The organism is Pantoea sp. Cy-640, from assembly GCF_011752635.1.
In the GTDB taxonomy this organism is placed as follows: Bacteria; Pseudomonadota; Gammaproteobacteria; order Enterobacterales; family Enterobacteriaceae; genus Pantoea; species Pantoea dispersa.
Genome location: NZ_VWXB01000001.1, coordinates 798629 through 814762 on the forward strand (window position 1 = coordinate 798629; position 16134 = coordinate 814762).

At 58.9% G+C, this 16134-nt stretch carries 14 protein-coding genes; 5 read left to right on the top strand and 9 right to left on the bottom strand.

Going from position 1 to position 16134, the window contains the following annotated elements:
* Positions 1–40: 40 nt before the first annotated feature.
* Positions 41–2401 (bottom strand): membrane-bound PQQ-dependent dehydrogenase, glucose/quinate/shikimate family, encoded by a 2361-nt coding sequence (locus tag F3J36_RS04010; RefSeq protein WP_166718976.1) that lies wholly within the window; start codon positions 2399–2401, stop codon positions 41–43.
* 195 nt (positions 2402–2596) lie between these two features.
* Here F3J36_RS04010 and F3J36_RS04015 point away from each other — a divergent pair, with 195 nt between their 5' ends.
* The 3 genes from F3J36_RS04015 (at position 2597) to F3J36_RS04025 (ending at position 5462) form a co-directional block, all read left to right on the top strand.
* Positions 2597–2737, top strand: coding sequence for a hypothetical protein (locus F3J36_RS04015; protein WP_166718977.1), 141 nt, complete (start codon positions 2597–2599; stop codon positions 2735–2737).
* A gap of 235 nt (positions 2738–2972) precedes the next feature.
* Entirely contained in the window at positions 2973–3941 is a 969-nt protein-coding gene (locus F3J36_RS04020) for a GT-D fold domain-containing glycosyltransferase (RefSeq protein ID WP_088518225.1), read from the top strand.
* A 201-nt stretch (positions 3942–4142) separates the two neighbouring features.
* Positions 4143–5462 carry an MFS transporter gene (locus F3J36_RS04025; RefSeq protein ID WP_058769834.1) on the top strand — a complete coding sequence of 440 codons (1320 nt, stop codon included), beginning with the start codon at positions 4143–4145 and terminating at the stop codon, positions 5460–5462.
* 3 nt (positions 5463–5465) lie between these two features.
* Here F3J36_RS04025 and F3J36_RS04030 read toward each other — a convergent pair whose 3' ends face one another.
* Complete coding sequence (locus F3J36_RS04030; RefSeq protein ID WP_127834112.1) at positions 5466–6098, bottom strand: DapH/DapD/GlmU-related protein; 633 nt, start codon at positions 6096–6098, stop codon at positions 5466–5468.
* Positions 6099–6235: 137 nt separating this feature from the next.
* Between F3J36_RS04030 and F3J36_RS04035 the strand changes: the two genes are divergently transcribed.
* Complete coding sequence (locus F3J36_RS04035) at positions 6236–7138, top strand: ParB/Srx family N-terminal domain-containing protein (RefSeq protein WP_166718978.1); 903 nt, start codon at positions 6236–6238, stop codon at positions 7136–7138.
* 186 nt (positions 7139–7324) lie between these two features.
* Here the strand turns inward: F3J36_RS04035 and F3J36_RS04040 are convergent, their stop codons facing one another.
* Complete coding sequence (locus tag F3J36_RS04040; protein WP_166718979.1) at positions 7325–8419, bottom strand: NADH:flavin oxidoreductase; 1095 nt, start codon at positions 8417–8419, stop codon at positions 7325–7327.
* Positions 8420–8521: 102 nt separating this feature from the next.
* On the opposite strand from F3J36_RS04040, the gene F3J36_RS04045 reads away from it, so the two are divergent.
* A complete protein-coding gene (locus F3J36_RS04045; RefSeq protein WP_058758595.1) occupies positions 8522–9415 on the top strand; it encodes a LysR family transcriptional regulator in 894 nt (297 codons plus the stop codon).
* Positions 9416–9944: 529 nt separating this feature from the next.
* Here the strand turns inward: F3J36_RS04045 and F3J36_RS04050 are convergent.
* From F3J36_RS04050 to F3J36_RS04075, 6 genes are all read right to left on the bottom strand, one after another.
* Positions 9945–11240, bottom strand: coding sequence for a sorbosone dehydrogenase family protein (locus F3J36_RS04050; RefSeq protein WP_166718980.1), 1296 nt, complete (start codon positions 11238–11240; stop codon positions 9945–9947).
* Positions 11237–11659: a DUF2231 domain-containing protein gene (locus tag F3J36_RS04055; RefSeq protein WP_021505986.1), complete on the bottom strand. Its 423-nt coding sequence runs from the start codon at positions 11657–11659 to the stop codon at positions 11237–11239. The genes F3J36_RS04050 and F3J36_RS04055 overlap by 4 nt, the downstream gene beginning before the upstream one ends.
* A gap of 115 nt (positions 11660–11774) precedes the next feature.
* Positions 11775–12611, bottom strand: coding sequence for an MBL fold metallo-hydrolase (locus F3J36_RS04060; RefSeq protein ID WP_136547640.1), 837 nt, complete (start codon positions 12609–12611; stop codon positions 11775–11777).
* 261 nt (positions 12612–12872) lie between these two features.
* On the bottom strand, positions 12873–13376 hold the full coding sequence (locus F3J36_RS04065; RefSeq protein ID WP_104186604.1) for a thioredoxin domain-containing protein: 504 nt from the start codon (positions 13374–13376) through the stop codon (positions 12873–12875).
* Positions 13373–14095, bottom strand: a complete 723-nt coding sequence (locus F3J36_RS04070) for a DsbA family protein (RefSeq protein WP_088517198.1) — start codon at positions 14093–14095, stop codon at positions 13373–13375. Before F3J36_RS04070 ends, F3J36_RS04065 begins: the two co-directional genes overlap by 4 nt.
* Positions 14095–16098, bottom strand: a complete 2004-nt coding sequence (locus tag F3J36_RS04075; protein ID WP_166718981.1) for a protein-disulfide reductase DsbD — start codon at positions 16096–16098, stop codon at positions 14095–14097. Before F3J36_RS04075 ends, F3J36_RS04070 begins: the two co-directional genes overlap by 1 nt.
* Between the last annotated feature and the right edge of the window lie 36 nt (positions 16099–16134).

Genomic DNA, 16134 nt, shown 5'->3' on the forward strand with positions numbered 1-16134 from the left:
TAAAAAGGCGCCCGCGGGCGCCTTTTTTGCATCGACAGGATTATTTCAGACGGAACGCCACCACGCTGTCGCCGGCTTTGGTGCCGAGCGAACCGTGACCGCCTGCGGCAATCACCACGTACTGCTTACCGTCGCTGCCCATGTAAGTGGATGGTGTCGCCTGTGCGCCGGCGCTAAGCTCCTGCTGCCACAGCAGTTCGCCGGTGGTGCTGTCATAGGCGCGAATGAAGTTATCTGCGGTCGCACCGTGGAACACCAGATCGCCGGCTGTCAGCAGTGGCCCGCCGTGCGCCACCATGCCCATCGGGAAGCCAATCGGGAAGCGGCCCGGCAGGAAGCTGGTTTTCAGGTTTTTCGTGGTGCCAACGCGACGCAGCCATTCGGTTTTGCCGGTTTTCAAATCCACGCCGACCATGCGGCCCCACGGCGGTGCAATGCACGGAATGCCGAGATCGGAGGCCAGCTGCTGGATGTGGATGGCGTAATCACCGTGGAAGTTTTCGTTCCAGTAAGGCTGGCCATCTTTGGTGAACAGGCGCTCCGTCGCCGTGGCGGGCGTACGCTTGATCAGGTTGTATTTGTAGGCGAGGCGCACCGGTGCGGCAATCAGCATCTGACGCTGCGGATCAACCGCCACCGATCCCCAGTTAAACACCCCGATGTTGCCCGGGAACACCAGCGAGCCGCCTTCTGTGGCTGGCGTCCACGGATTGCCGTCATAGCGCAGGCTGCGGAAATCCATACGGCAGGCCATTTGATCAAACGGCGTGATGCCCCACATTGACTTCTCAGTCAGCGGCTGCGGAATAAAGTTCAGGCTGGATACCGGCTGGGTGGCGGCGAATTTCTCGCCCGGCACGCCGCCTTCCGTCGAAACCTTCACGTCGTTAACCGGATAAACCGGCTGGCCAGTCAGGCGATTGAGCACAAACAGGTTACCGGTTTTGGTCGGCAGGATCACCACCGGCTGTTTCTGGCCCTGATAATCGATATCGACCAGCGACGGCTGTGACGGGTTATCGCGGTCCCACAGATCGTGATGGGAGCTCTGATAGCGCCATTTGAATGCACCGGTCTGCAGATCGAGCGCCACTAACGCATCACGGAATTTTTCAGTGTTGCTATTGGCATCACGCTCGATGCCCAGTTCATCCGGCGAGGCGTTGCCAAATGGCACATACACCAGGCCGTTTTTCAGGTCGGCGCTCAGCGTACCCCAGGCCACCGGCGTATCCTGCGGATAGGTCTGGCCAGCAGCTATCGGCGCGGTATTTTGCGGATTAGCCGGATCAAAGTTCCACACCAGACGACCACTCTGCACATCATAGGCGCGAATTACGCCAGAGGGGTTACCGCTGTTGAAGCCGTTATCCATAACCGAGCCGCCGACAATCACCAGATTGCCCGCGACCAGCGGCGCGGCGGTCTGCATCAGCGCGTGTGGACGAACCTCACCCATATTGGCATGCAGATCCACCACACCGTTGTTGCCAAAATCGGCGCACGGTTTGCCGCTGTCGGCATCCAGCGCAATCAGCCGGGCATCGGTGGTGGCGTTAAAGATGCGCTTGCGGCACACCGCCGGCGTCGCCGCCGTGTCCTGTGCGGCAAGCGGTGCGCCCGCGTAATAGCTGACGCCACGGCAGGTCTGATGCTGCTGCAGATAAGAACGATCTTTCGCTGGCGTGTATTTCCACTTCACCGCACCACTCTGCGGATCGAGCGCGTGGACCTCATTGTGCGGCGTACAGAAATAGAGCATGCCGTCGGCTTTCAGCGGCGTGGCTTCGAAGGTGTATTCGGTGGCGTCGTTATCCTGACGCAGATCGCCGGTGTGATAGGTCCAGGCCACTTCGAGATTGCGCACGTTCTCTTTGGTGATCTGATTCAGGGCGGAGAAACGCAGGCCGTCGGCGGTGCCGCCGTAGGCGGTCCAGTCAGCGCTCGCGCCCTGCTCGCTGTTTTGTTCACGCGCATTGGTGATGGTGCCGGCCTGCGGCAGCGGATCGTAAAAGCACAATCCAATCACCAGTACAATCATGATGGCCACCGTGCTGCCGAGCAGGCCGTGGAAGCGACGCTGTCCCTGATACAGCGGTTTGACCACCCACGGCATCGCCAGCCACAGGCCGATCACGCCAAACAGATCGCCGCGCGGGATCCACTGCCACTTGTCGAAGCCGACTTCCCAGATCATCCATGCCAGCGTAATCCACATCAGCACCGCATACAGGCTTAACGCGCTGCGCTGATTGCGGAACAGTAAAATGGCGGTGATCAGTAATCCCACCGCCATCAATGCGTAAAATGCGCTGCCGCCCATCATCAGCAGCTTGCCGCCCATATAGAGCAGCGCAACACCCAGAATCGCCAGCACGAGACTGGTCAGTTTGTTTATCATGCGAATCCCTCAACGCTCATCATTATTAACCACCCCAAACTAAAGACACATAAACTCAACAAAATCTTAACTTACGTAACCGTTAGTTAAAAATCTGCCTGGCAGCGTGTCGTTAGTGCCGCTTATCAATGTAGCTCTGCTCCTTCCTGCTGCGCCCCGCTTCGCTCGTAGTGTGAGTGAAATCACGTTTCAATTTTGTTGGATGAAATTAATCAATCATCAGGAAAATCCGCATTTTTTGATAACGCAGCGGGCGATATGACTAAGGGCGCGACAGGCGTGCTGCCGGGCAGCCTGCAATTTGTCGGCGCATGTATTTCTGGTGAAATTATTTAATTGATTAGTGGCGTACAAATGCGATTTGTCCTGGTCATGTCAGAACCTGATGCCAAAAAAGCAGGCAACGCTGCGCTTTGCCCTAAAAATAGCGTCTTTCCGGCGCGGTGACATTGATAAATGAAATAGCGTATTTATTATTTTGAGAGTTTCCTTAGCCTGTCTGACAAATTAATCGATGATATATATTATCTGACTGCTCTGCGGCAAAGCCGCTTATAAAAAGAAGGTTATTATGATCAGCGCAGACGCTTTTTATCGCAAATTACGTTTTCCATTTAAACTCACACACGCTGCCATTAAATTTCCCGTGGCCAATGCACACGCCCGGCAATACCAGGTCCTGTCAGCAGAACAGACCATCGACCTGCTGCTCAGCGATGACCGGCTCTCAGTGTGCCGCTATGGGGATGGGGAACTGGAAATGACGCTATTTAAGAATATAGGCTTTCAGTCTTTTGATGAACGCCTCTCCATTCGCCTGAAAGAGATCATGCGCCGTGGCACGCAGAGCGATAATCGCTGTCTGATGTGTATGCCTGATGCCTTTCGCGGTACCGGGAATATGCGTTTTGGCTCAGCGCTTTTCTGGTTTTTTCATAAAGCGTTTTTCTTTCGCCACTATGAGCATTTATTAAAGAAAGGCTATCGCTATGGTAATACGTCGGTAACGCGACCTTATCATGATTATAAAGATAAACAGCCGGCAGCGCGTATTTTTGCCAAATTTAAACAGCTGTTTCATGATAAAAAAATTCTGATTGTTGAGGGTAGCGGCACACGCCTCGGTCTCGGTAACGATCTGCTGGATGGCGCGCGGCAGATCCGGCGCATTACCACCCTCAACCGTAACGCCTTTTCGGTTTATAACGAGCTATACAGTAATGTGCTGGCGCACGCGCGCGAGTTCGACATGGTATTGATCTCTCTTGGCCCGACGGCAACCGTGCTGGCTTACGACCTCAGTCAGCACGGCATTCGCTGCATCGATACCGGCCATATCGATATTGAGTACGAGTGGATGCGCAGCGCGGCACGCACTAAGGTGCAGGTCGCGGGGAAAAATGTGAATGAGGTCGGTTTATTACAGAGTGACGAACAGCAGGAAGCGGATGCGCATTACCGCAGCCAGATTCTGCTGCACGTCGGTTTAGGTCAGGAGCCACTGCGCAGTGCCGCGGTGGTCACGCAGCCGATAGTGTGATGCAGCGCACCGTAACCGATCGTGCCGGCGATCGGTTTGGTGCAGTACGCTCACATAGCGGGTATTTATTAGCCAGCGCGATGGTTCTGACTGCGACGGCGCGGGCACTATGGCATGGCGGACACTAATTAGTTAGCAGCCTTAGCAATCTGGCATTACCTTTGCTTAATGATTCCTGTGTTCATTTTCAGGAGTCGTATGATGAAAGCGTCCTCAACCCGCTACACCATTTTCTCGCTGCTGTTTCTCATCGCACTGATTAACTACATCGACCGCGGTGCGCTGTCGTTCGCCGCCAACGCCATCTCGCAGGAATTTCACTTCAGTAAAGTGCAACTCGGTGCCGTGCTGGGCTACTTTGGCTTTGGCTATCTGTTCGGGTCGCTGTGCGGCGGCTTCCTGGCCGACCGGCTGGGCACTAAAAAGGTCTGGCTGATGGCCGGCATTCTGTGGTCGCTGCTGGAGATCGCCACCGCCTGGGCCGGAGAGCTGGGCATGGCGCTGTTTGGCGGCTCGGCGATCATGGGGTTTGCTGCACTGCGCGTGCTGTTTGGCTTCAGCGAAGGGCCGGCCTATGCGTTGATGAACAAAACCATCGCCCACTGGGCACCGGATAACGAACGCGGTTTCGCGCTGGGAATTGGCCTGCTGAGCACCCAGGTGGGCTCGCTGCTGACCGCACCGATTGCCGTCGGACTGCTGCTGCTCACCAACGACTGGCGCATGATGTTTATGCTGCTCGGCGCGTTTTCACTGCTGGCGATGCTGCTGTTTGCCCGCCACTTTACTGATACGCCACAGCAGCATCCGCGCGCCAATGCCGTCGAGCGTCAGCTGATCATCGCCGGGCAACGCCAGCAGCCGCAGGACGAAGGCGCGCTGCCGTGGTGGCGCTTCTTCACCAGCCGCACGCTGGTGTGTAACGCGCTGGGCTATTTCAGTTTCCTCTACATCACCTTTACCCTGGTGACCTGGCTGCCGAAATATCTGCAGGATAATTTCCACTATGACCTGCACTCGCTGTGGTATGTGGCGATGATCCCGTGGAGCGGTGCCTGCCTGACGGTGCTGCTGGGCGGACGCATCGCCGATCGCCTGCTGGCACGCTTTAACAATCTGCGGCTGGCACGCAACCTGTTTGCCGCCGTGACGCTGTGCGCCACCGCCTGCTGCTTTATGGCCATTCCCTGGGTCGGATCTGCTGCCGGCATTATCGCGCTGATGACGCTCGGCAACGCGCTCAATGCGCTGGTAAATAACGTCTACTGGTCGGTCGTGATTGACGTGACGCCGAAGGCATCGGTCGGCACCTTCAGCGGCATGACGCTGGCCATCGCCAACCTCGCGTCGATCATTTCACCGATGCTGTGCGGCTGGCTGGCGCAGTACTACGGTTATAACGCCATGTTTACCGTCACCGCCTGTATCGCCTTTGGCAGCATGCTGGCCATGACGCTGCTGCAGCCGGAGAAACGCCTGCAAGCCGATGCGCCGCCAGCCGCCGCGCAGCAGGCCGTGTAAGGGTTATCGTCCGTGCCGCTGGCAGAAGGCGGCGATATCCGGCGACTGAAAATCCGCCAGGTGCGCCATCAGCTTCTCCAGCGGCCAGTTCCACCAGGCAATCGCCTGCAGCTGCGCTGCGATGTCGGCGCTGAAACGGGCGCGAATCGGTTTCGCCGGCACACCTCCGACAATGGTGTAAGGCGGCACATCTTTACTCACCACCGCCCCGGCCGCCAGCACGGCGCCGTCACCGACCGTCACGCCAGGCAGGACAATCACGCCGTGACCGATCCACACATCGTGACCAATGATCACCCGATCGGCGCGGCGTCCGGCGAAGAAACCGGCATCGCGCTGCGCGCGGCTGTCGTAATACTCCGGGCAGTAGGTGAAGCGATGCTGTGAGGCGCGATCCATCGGATGATTCGGTGCCCCGATACGCACCTGATTGGCGATGGCCGTGAAGCGGCCAATCTGCGCATCCGCCACGCAGCAGTGTTCCCCAAGGTAGGAAAAATCACCCAGTTCGCTGTATTCCAGATAACTGTGCGCCAGAATTTCACACTGCTGGCCAATCTGCGTGTCGCGCAGACGGACGCTGGGATCGATCGCGGTGTGTTGCAGTTTAGCGGGATGCTGGGTGGCAGAAATCATAAAGCAGGTGCTCCGTTGTGGTCAGATGTCTGGATAAGTGGTTGCCTCAACGCAACCGCGAGCCACAACACTAGAGCGGGAAGATGACAGGAATGCTATCGTGTTGCTCCACCGGGAGATCTTCAGGAGAAAATGGAATGAAAGCGTCCCTGCCGTTATTAGCCTTGCTATTCAGTACCGTCCCCGCCTTTGCCGCCCTGCCTCCCGACATCAAAGCCGGAGAAATTGTGCAGGTCGAACTGGCGCAGCTGCATCCCACTCAGGCCGCCATTGGTTATCGCCAGCTGGATTACAAGCAGCATCGTTATCAGGCCGATCCGGAAAAGCTGTTCGATGACTATTGCGAAAGCATGGGACAAAAAGGGGTGAAAAGTTTCACGCCGCGCTCCACCCTGCGCGATCCGGCCAGTTTCAGCTGTAAGGCGCCGGTCGGCAGCGAACCCGGCCCGATGAAAACCGCGGTGATCGGCCCGGATAATCAACTGTACCTGACTGATGGCCACCACACGTTCAGCAACTTTGCTGACATGGCCGGCCTGTCAACGCCGGTGCAGGTGCGCATTACCGATGATTTCCGCCCGCTGAAAAGCCAGGCTGCTTTCTGGCAGAAAATGGCGGCGGCACATCTGGTGTGGCTGGAGACGCCAAACGGTAAGATCGCCCCCGAAGCACTGCCGCAGGAGCTGGGTCGCCAGCATATGCAGGATGATGAGTATCGTTCGCTGATCTATTTTGTGCGCGATATCGGCTTCGATAAGCCAGACAACCCGCCGCCGTTCCTTGAGTTCTTCTGGGGACAGTGGCTGAGCCGGGAACTGCCGCTGAAAGTGTTCAACCTGCGCGATCGCGACGGCTACGCTGCAGCGGTGAAAAAGGTGGCGGAGAAGATGGTGAGCGTGCCGAAGGATACGGTGATTGCGCAGAGTGATAGCGGTCCGCTGACGGCGCAGGCGCTCGGTGCCAGAGACGCGGTGAACCAGAAGGCGCTGCACAAGTTAAGCGCCGATAACGGTAAGCTGAGCTGGGCGTTTAAACGTTAAGCGGGCTGGGTAGTGTTGGGTTTATCCAGGTGCGCATCAATGCGCACCCGACAAAATCACACACCATTGTTGCTGATGCGCAGCAATACGCACCCGACAAAACCCCATACCATTGTTGCTGGTGCACGGGCATGCGTCTTTCACCGTTGTGGCAGGGTCGCCATGGATGGTGACCGAAAACGACGGTTATGCCAGCTCGCTGTTTTTAACATCCGCGGACGGTGCCAGCAGGTTTTGATCGAAGGCGCGCAGCGGCTGGCCGTGGCGAACGCGCTGTGGCCAGTCCGGATTGGCCAGCGCGCTTTTGCCCAGCGCCACATAATCTGCGCCCTGATACAACGCCATGCCGGCGCGTTCGGCATCTGACAGCGATCCGTTGATCACCACCGGCAACTGTGGCGCAGCCTGGCGCGCCAGCTGTAGCAGCGACTCCGTCGCGTCCGCGAACGCCGGCTGCAGCGCATCATGCTCGGTCAGGTGCAGATAATCGATACCTGAGTCAGCCAGCAGCGCAAACACCTGGCGCGCTCCGGCAGCGCCCTCCTGCCATTTATGCGTAAAATCATTCACTTTCCCCTGAGAAATCCGCACGCCCAGCGTGACGTTGGCACCGATGCGCTGCCGCACCGCGGCGATCACCTCCCGCGTCAGCGTCAGTCTTGCGATAATATCGCCGCCCCAGCGGTCGCTGCGCTGGTTGGTGTAATCGGTAAAGAACTGATCGAGCAGATAACCGTTGGCCGCGTGAATTTCAATGCCGTCAAAACCGGCTGCCTCAATGGCGCGCGCCGCGCTGTCAGCAAAGGCGTCAATCACCTGCTCAATCTGTTCATCACTCATGGCGCGCGGCAACGGATAAGCGCCGTGGCCATGGTAAAACCGCAGTTGTTCGCCACGTGGCGGGATCGCCGAAGGCGCCAGCGTATCGCGCCGGTAAATATTGCCCTGCGATATCGCACCGGCGTGCATCAGCTGTGCAATGATTTTGCTGCCGTGCTGGTGCACGCTGTTGGTGATGGCCCGCCAGCCGGCGATCTGCTGGCGATTGACCAGCCCGGCCTGAAAAGCGTAAGTCTGTGACCAGGCTTCATCGATGTAGAGACCTTCGGTGATTATCGCGCCAAAGCCACCGCGGGCAAAACGCGTGTAGTACTGCTGCATACGCTCGCCCGGGACACCGTCCACGCTGGCGGAGATGCGCGTCATCGGTGCCACCATCAGGCGATTGGTTAAATCGAGGTGGTTAAGCGTACTGCTCTGAAACAGGTGTTTGTCGGACATTTGGCGCTCTGAGGTAAATTATCATCAGGAGCCATTATAGTGAGTCGCTATTGTGGCAAAAATGACCGATTATGATACGTCTGCTTAACGGAAACCGTTACAATGAACTCCCGGGATATTGATGTTTTTCTGATGGTGTCGCAAACCCGCAGCCTGACGCAGGCGGCGCGGCGGCTCGGCACCACCACTATGACCGTGTCGCGCCGGCTGGCCTCACTGGAGGAGGATCTCGGCGTACGGCTGCTGCATCGCACCACGCGCGCCATTGCCCTTACCGATGAAGGCGAAGAGTTTCTTCCCTATGCCAGAACGCTGGCCGAGACCGAACAGAGCGCACGCAACCTGTTCGCGCCCGATAAACAGGGGGCCACCGGCCAGCTGCGCATCACCGCGCCTACGGGGTTTGGCCGCCGCACCATTATTCCGCTGCTGCCGTCTCTGATGGAGCAAAACCCCGGGCTGCGCGTTGAGTTTCAGCTCAGCGACGATGTCACGGACATTGTCGGACTGGGCTTTGATGTCGCGATTCGCATCGCCCCGCTGCGCGATTCCCGCCTGGTGGCACACCGTCTGGCCGATAACCCGCGCCGGCTGTGTGCGGCTCCGGGCTATCTGCAACGCTTCGGCACGCCGCGTCATCTGGCGGATCTGCATCAACACCACTGTCTGCGCCTGTCGAATGTGGTGCAGTGGAGTTTTATGGTGGACGGCCATCTCTCCAGCCTGAGCGTTGACGGGCGCTTCAGCGGCAGCAATGTCGAAGGGGTGCGTGCGCTGTGCGTGGCCGGCAGCGGCATCGCACAGCTTTCCGAGTGGGATGTGCGGGAAGAGCTGGCATCCGGCGAACTGGTGGCGCTGGAGCTGGAGGACGCGCAGCCGCAGATGCTGGGCGTGTGGGCGCTGTTTCCCACCACGCGCCACCTGCCGGCGCGCGTTAGCGTGTTTGTTGCGGCGCTCAGACAGGCGATGCAACAGCAAAGCCGGCCCGGCGCGTGACGCGGGCGTACGAAAAAAGGCGGAGGGGTGAGCTCCGCCTTGTTTCAAGTTCCGGTCAGTGCGCCTGACCGGTCAGTTGCAAAAGGGCAACGATGATTTGCAGGATCACCCGGACCAGGTCCAGGAGTAATCGAACAAGTTCCATCACTTTCCTTCTCCTCTGACAGGAGCGCGCTGTTCAGCTTTCGGGGCCCTGACTCTACCCGCCGACCGCCTAAGCACATCTGTGAGGAGCGCTGAGCGGCACTCATTGTGAAAGCCACAGGCCAGCACCACCTGAAACCTGCCGGGGTTTGACTATCCGCGCCCCTGGAGTCATCAGAAAACAATAAGCATCCGCCGCGCTCAACACCTGTATAACCATACAGTATTTTAGCGAAACTTGAAATCTTTCGCTGCACATTTTATCATTCCTTTTGTGAGGAGTGCTGAGCACCCCGTTCCGAGCGCGGTTACCAGCCGGGTGACGAACATAAAAAAAGGATTTGGCGACATAAGCCAAATCCTTTTTTATTGCCTGCGATTACCGCTACTGGGCGGCGCTGATACGCCAAATCGCGTTGCCGGCATCGTCGGCAATCAACACCCCGCCCTGATTATCCGTCGCCAGTCCTACCGGCAAACCGCGTACCTGCTTCTGATCGTCGGTGAGGAATCCTGACACCACCGTCTGCGGTTGCCCGACCGGTTTGCCGTTTTCAAATTTCACCCAAATCACTTTATAGCCGTTGAGCGGCGTGCGGTTCCAGCTGCCGTGTTCACTGATGAAGGCGCCGCCGCGGTACTGCGGCATATTATCCGCGCCATAGAACAGCAGGCCGAGCGGTGCCACGTGTGAGCTCAGCGCATAGTCCGGCTTGATGGCTTTCGCGACCAGATCCGGCCGCTGCGGCTGCGCGCGCTCGTCGACGTGCTGACCAAAGTAGCTGTACGGCCAGCCGTAGAAACCTTTGTCCTGCACGGAGGTCAGGTAATCCGGCACCAGATCCGACCCGATTTCGTCACGCTCGTTGGCGATGGCCCACAGCTTGCCGCTTTGCGGCTCCCACTGCAGACCGGTAGGATTGCGGATGCCGCTGGCATAAATGCGGCTGGCACCGGTTGCGGCGTCCACTTCCCACACCGCCGCGCGGCCATACTCTGCGCCGATACCGTTCTCGGTGATGTTACTGTTGGAGCCGACACCGACGTACAGTTTGCTGCCGTCCGGACTGGCGAGCAGCGCTTTGGTCCAGTGGTGATTCAGCTCACCGCCCGGCAGTGACGTCACCTCTTCCGGCGGCGTACGGATTTCGGTTTCGCCGGTCTGGTAAGGGAATTTCACCAGGCTGTCGGCGTTAGCCACATACAGCGTATTGCCAATCAGCTGCATGCCAAACGGCGCATTGAGGTTTTCGATAAACCGGTGCTGTTCCCACTTGCCGTTTACGTTGCGCAGCAGCGTGATGCGGTTGCCGCCCGGGCCACCTTTGCCGGAAGATTTCTGCACCAGGCTCATGATCAATTCTTTCGGTGCCGTGACCGGGTTTTTCACCCCGTTGGCTTCTGCCACCAGCACGTCGCCATTCGGCAGCACATACAGCTGACGCGGGTGCATCAGGCTGGCCGGGATTTTCTCGATCTTCAGGCCGTCGGCCACTTTTGGTGTCTCGCCCTTTTTCCACGCGGTGCCTTCCGGCACCTGCATCGGCGGCATAAAGAAGTTTTTGGCCTGCGGCAGCTGCGGATCAGGGCCGATTTGCCGTTGCGGATCGAGGTCCGATCCGCTGTCGCAGGCGCTCAGCAGTACCGCAATTCCCAGCGCACTCATTACACGAAATTTCATGGGCGACCTCCCTGTAAACGACGCTCGCGCAGCGCCAGCTGCAGATTCGCTATCAGCAACACCACCACCACCAGGGTGGAGAGCGTCACGCCCATCGGCACCACCGCATAGGCATCGCGGCTGTGAATGAATGCGTTGACGATGGCCAGCACGATTGCCAGCAGCGACAGCCAGAAATGGGTTTTCTCTGCGGCAGGTGCGCCACGGAATAAATGAATCAGGCTGATTAGTCGCGGCACAATCGCCAGCACCAGCCCGATGGCTATCAGCCAGCTGGCGGCTTTGGTCCACATGACGATGAAGGTTTGCAGATAGATAATATCAAACAGCCAGGCAGCAAAGAAAAAGCCCAGCGGCAACGGCTCAAGCAGGGTAAACAGCGTCACGCCAACAACCGAGCGTCCCGAGGTATGGTACATCGCACTCTCCCTATCACAGTTTTTCCAGGCGAGAGCGATCCGGCCAGGCATCGCTTCGCACGCCTGAGAAATATTAGTAAAGATAAAGAGTCATGCGCATAGCCCGCACAAAAAGTTAACCGTGCCGACGGAACTGGTTCAGTTCCTGCGCGTCGTGGCTGCAGAACAGTTGCACCTCTTGCGCGTGCTGCAGTGACAGCTCACGCAGCCGCTGCTGATTGCTGTGCCAGGCGGCGCGGTCACTGCACATCAGGCGCTGATAGGCGCGCAGGCCCGGCGTACAGTGGCGCTGGCTGTGGTACATTTCACCGCGATAAAACCAGGCGTCGCCGCCATGCAGCAGCCAGCCGCCCTGATGACGAATCGCCACGCCCGCATGGCCCAGCGTATGTCCCGGCAGCGGCACCAGCAGAATCTCATCGCTGAGATCGTCGACCGCCTTCACCGCATCAAAGCCATACCAGCGCTCGCCGCCGCTGGCGTAACCGCGCCAGCCATCGTGCGCAGTCCACTGCTGCGGGCGAAACCGCTGACGCGCCAGCCAGCTGCTGTCGCCCGCCTGGGTTACGGTATCCAGTTCACGCTGCAGCAGATGAATGCGGGCGGCCGGAAAATCACTGATGCCGCCGGCGTGGTCAAAATCGAGGTGGGTCAGAATAATGTGGCGCACATCTTCCGGTCGAAAACCCAGCAGCTGAATCTGTGCCAGCGCGCTGAGCTGCTCGTTATAGCGAATATTATTCAGCGCGCGGAAAAAGCCCGACAGGCGGCGGTCAGGATGGCGCATGTCCTGCGTGCCCAGACCGGTATCCACGAGGATTAAACCGTGACGGTCAGTTTCCAGCAGTAAGCAGTGGCACACCAGTTCAGCAAACGGACCTTTGCTGAAACCATCGAATAACGCGCCACCGAGCGGGCACATGCAGCCACAGTTGAGGTGATGAATTCGCATTGTTCTCCCCCAAAATAAAATGGCGCGAGCGCGCCGTTATTAAATGAATAAATAAAAAGGTGATTTAACATATATGTGCCATGATGATGCTAATTGCAAATAAACCAGAAGCATTCACTTATCATTTTATTTATTACTTATTTAATTTCAATGAATTGAAATATTTAGATTGTAGTTTTTAATGAGCAAAAAAAATAACCGCAGCGCAAGGTTATTCACGCTACGGTTATTTAACGCGGTCGGTTAACCGTTATTGATTAATCAGGCAACTCGTGCCGCCCACCACAGGCGCAGCTTCAGCCCCCAGCTGCTGGTCCAGCCACTGCTGGTGCTGACCACCTTGCCCTGATGCAGTACGATGAACGTCGGCGTAGCGCTGATTTGCCAGCGCTGTCCCAGCGCCCCGCTTTCATCATTGACGGCGAATCCCCGTACTCCTTTTTTATCCAGCCAGGTGGCGACGCGCGCATCGCTGCCGGATCGCAGAGCCACGCTGACCACCTGCGTGCCGTGCTGACTGAGCGCGGCCACCGTCGGTGTGGTGAGTTTGCACACGCCACACCAGCTGGCCCAGACGTAAACCAGCACCGGCCGCTGCTGGCTCAGCGTCGCCAGGTTCACCTCGCCCTGCAGCGCGCTGAGCGGCTGCCGGGCCACATCCGCGGGCAGCTGCGGTGCACGCAGCCAGTCCATGGCCAGCAGCAGCGCCGCTGCCATCAGCACCAACAGCACGCCTTCACGCAGCCAGCGCGTTACCCGGCTCATGGCTGAGCCTGCAGCGCACCTTTCACCGCGGCTTCCAGCTGTGCATAAGGCACTGCCCCGCTGATCAGCTGATTGCCCACCAGCGTGGCGGGCGTACCCTGCACACCCAGCTGCTGCGCCAGCGTCAGGTTGAGGTTAATGGTGTCGAGGCTGGCGGTGCTCGGCGCCGATAAGCTGATGCCACTTTTGTCCAGCGCGGCGGCGATGCTGGCTTCATCATGGTTGCCTTTCTTTGCCATCAGCCGTTCATGCAGCTTAAGAAAGTTATTCGGCTGCTGCTCCCACACCGTCAGCGCCAGACGCGCCGAACTGAGCGAGCTTTCAGCGCGGTACGGCAGCGGCTTCAGCACCACGGCCACCTGCGGATAGTTGTGCAGCAGTTTTTCGATATCCGCCTCAAACTTTTTGCAAAAGACGCAGTTGTAGTCGGTGAAATAGACCAGCGTCAGTGCCGGTTTTTTGGCACCGATGCGCGGTGAGCCGGCATCGTTAAACAGCGCCGCGCGGTTTTTCTCTACCATCTGCGCAACCACGTTTTGCTGCTGGCGCGCGGCTTCTTTATCAAATGCGTCGGCGGCTTCTGCCAGAATCGCCGGATTTTGCACCAGGGTTTCGCGAATCAGCTGTTTGATGCGCGCCTCCTGCTCAGGGGTAAATGGCGCGGCGGCCAGGGCGGGTGCCGCCAGTAACATCAGCGAAAGTAACAGGGATTTTTTCATCATTTTTTTGCCTCAGAGAGTGTTGAAATCACCGCATCACGACTTAATAACGGCGATAAAATCTGGCCGTGCGGCAGTGCCGGGCCGTAAATCTGGTTAAAGGGAATCGCTACGCGATCGCGGCGGCGCAGGAACTCGCCGATGGCCGGATCCGGTTGTGTCCAGTCACCGCGCAGCAGCACCACATCCTCTGCGCCGAGGGCGGCACGCACGTCAGGCTGATTCAGCACCCGCGATTTATTCACTTTGCAGGTAATGCACCAGTCAGCGGTGACATCGACGAATACGCGTTTATCCTGCTCCAGCGCCTGATTGATGGCGGCTTCGGTCAGCGGTTGCCACACCAGCGATTCTTCTTCCGGGGAGAGGCGCGTCAGCAGTAACAGCGCGCCCGCCAGCGTCACGGTAATGAACACCAGACCTGCCTGCGGCAGCGCGCGGCGTGCGATTAGCCAGCCCGTCAGCGCCAGCATAAGGATGGCCGCCAGCAGAATGGCGACGGTGCTGCCCCAGTGGGGAATCAGCAGCGTCACCAGCCACAGCGTTGCCAGCAGCATCAGCAGCCCCAGCAGCGTGCGCAGATGCAGCATCCAGCGCCCCGGACGCGGCAGGCAGCGCGCCATACCCGGCAGCGCCGCAACCAGCAGCCACGGCAGACTCATGCCGACACCGAGCGCGACAAACAGCAGCCACAGCTGCGGCAGCGGCGCGGTCAGCGCATAGGCGACGGCGGTGCCAAGAAACGGTGCGCTGCACGGCGTCGCCAGCAGCGTGGCAAAGGCCCCCTGGCCAAAATGTCCTGCCAGACCGGCACCGCCGTGCGTCGCCAGCCGGGTAGTCAGGCCGGAAGGCAGGCGAAAATGCAGCAGATCGAACAGACTGGCGCTGAACAGGAACATCACCAGCACCATCACCAGCAGAAAGCCGCTGCTCTGAAACTGAATGCCCCAGCCCAGCGCCTGACCGCTGAGCCGTAGCACGGTCATCAGCAGCGCCAGCAGCAGGAAAGAGAACAGAATGCCGGCGCTGGACGCGAGAAACTGCTGACGCGTCTGGCGTTGCGTCTGTCCCTGCTGCTGCACCAGACTGCTCAGTTTGATCGCCAGCACCGGCAGCACGCAGGGCATCAGGTTGAGAATCAGCCCGCCAAGCAGCGCCAGCAGCACTACCGACCACAGCGTGGCGTTCCCGGCGGAGGGAGAAAACAGCGGCTGATGACCAAGGATCAGCTGGCTTTGCTGAGCGATACCGGCGTCAGCGATAACCAGCGACAGCGCTTTACCGCGCAGATCCGGCGCGGCCTCGCCCCATTCATCGGTCACCGCCACGCGAGCAGTCAGCGTCTCACCCTGCACGCTGATTTGCGGCGCCGCCAGCATGCTGCCCTGCGGATAATCAAAGAACAGTTCCGGCTGCTGCCAGCCCTGCTGACGCTGCGCCCGGATTTGCAGCATGCCATCAACGAAGCTGGCATCAAGCTGATCGGTCAGCCCGCTGTCAGCCGGGATCTGCCCCATCGCCTGAGCGAATTCACGCGCAAAATCCGGACTGGCGGGCTGCGAGAGATCGAGCTGGAACGGAAAGTCCGTCAGGATGCAGACGTCGCTACAGGTGGACAGCGTCAGCGTGCCGGCCAGCGTGCCCTGCGGGGCAGATTCGAGCACGATGGGCAGCGTAACGTTGCCTTTGTAGCCCTGCGTGGTGAGGCCGCTGACGTCAAAGCGCGCTGGCACTGGCCACGACCAGCGGGCGTTGACATCCGGCGTTTGCCAGCGGATTTCCGGCGCGACGCCGCCTTCGCCCGGCGAGCGCCAGTAGGTTTTCCAGCCCGGCTGCAGGCGAATATCCAGCAGCAGTTGCAGGTGATCGCCCTGCGGCGCGGCGCGCAGGCGCACTTCAGCATGGCTATTTTGCGCGTTGCGCAGCCAGCCGGTATTGGCGGCTTGCACGGTCAGCGCGCAGCTCGCCACAAGGAGCAGCAGGCTCCTGATCAGGAATGTCATAATCGTTTCTCCAGTGAATAACAGGGTTTACGCGGT

Bases quoted from the DNA above. Each gene is read 5' to 3' on its own strand.
- F3J36_RS04060 (WP_136547640.1), bottom strand. From the start codon at position 12,611: ATGCGAATTCATCACCTCAACTGTGGCTGCATGTGCCCGCTCGGTGGC.
- F3J36_RS04050 (WP_166718980.1), bottom strand. From the start codon at position 11,240: ATGAAATTTCGTGTAATGAGTGCGCTGGGAATTGCGGTACTGCTGAGC.
- F3J36_RS04020 (WP_088518225.1), top strand. From the start codon at position 2,973: ATGATCAGCGCAGACGCTTTTTATCGCAAATTACGTTTTCCATTTAAA.
- F3J36_RS04030 (WP_127834112.1), bottom strand. From the start codon at position 6,098: ATGATTTCTGCCACCCAGCATCCCGCTAAACTGCAACACACCGCGATC.
- F3J36_RS04065 (WP_104186604.1), bottom strand. From the start codon at position 13,376: ATGAGCCGGGTAACGCGCTGGCTGCGTGAAGGCGTGCTGTTGGTGCTG.
- F3J36_RS04010 (WP_166718976.1), bottom strand. From the start codon at position 2,401: ATGATAAACAAACTGACCAGTCTCGTGCTGGCGATTCTGGGTGTTGCG.
- F3J36_RS04040 (WP_166718979.1), bottom strand. From the start codon at position 8,419: ATGTCCGACAAACACCTGTTTCAGAGCAGTACGCTTAACCACCTCGAT.
- F3J36_RS04075 (WP_166718981.1), bottom strand. From the start codon at position 16,098: ATGACATTCCTGATCAGGAGCCTGCTGCTCCTTGTGGCGAGCTGCGCG.
- F3J36_RS04035 (WP_166718978.1), top strand. From the start codon at position 6,236: ATGAAAGCGTCCCTGCCGTTATTAGCCTTGCTATTCAGTACCGTCCCC.
- F3J36_RS04045 (WP_058758595.1), top strand. From the start codon at position 8,522: ATGAACTCCCGGGATATTGATGTTTTTCTGATGGTGTCGCAAACCCGC.
- F3J36_RS04055 (WP_021505986.1), bottom strand. From the start codon at position 11,659: ATGTACCATACCTCGGGACGCTCGGTTGTTGGCGTGACGCTGTTTACC.
- F3J36_RS04025 (WP_058769834.1), top strand. From the start codon at position 4,143: ATGAAAGCGTCCTCAACCCGCTACACCATTTTCTCGCTGCTGTTTCTC.
- F3J36_RS04070 (WP_088517198.1), bottom strand. From the start codon at position 14,095: ATGAAAAAATCCCTGTTACTTTCGCTGATGTTACTGGCGGCACCCGCC.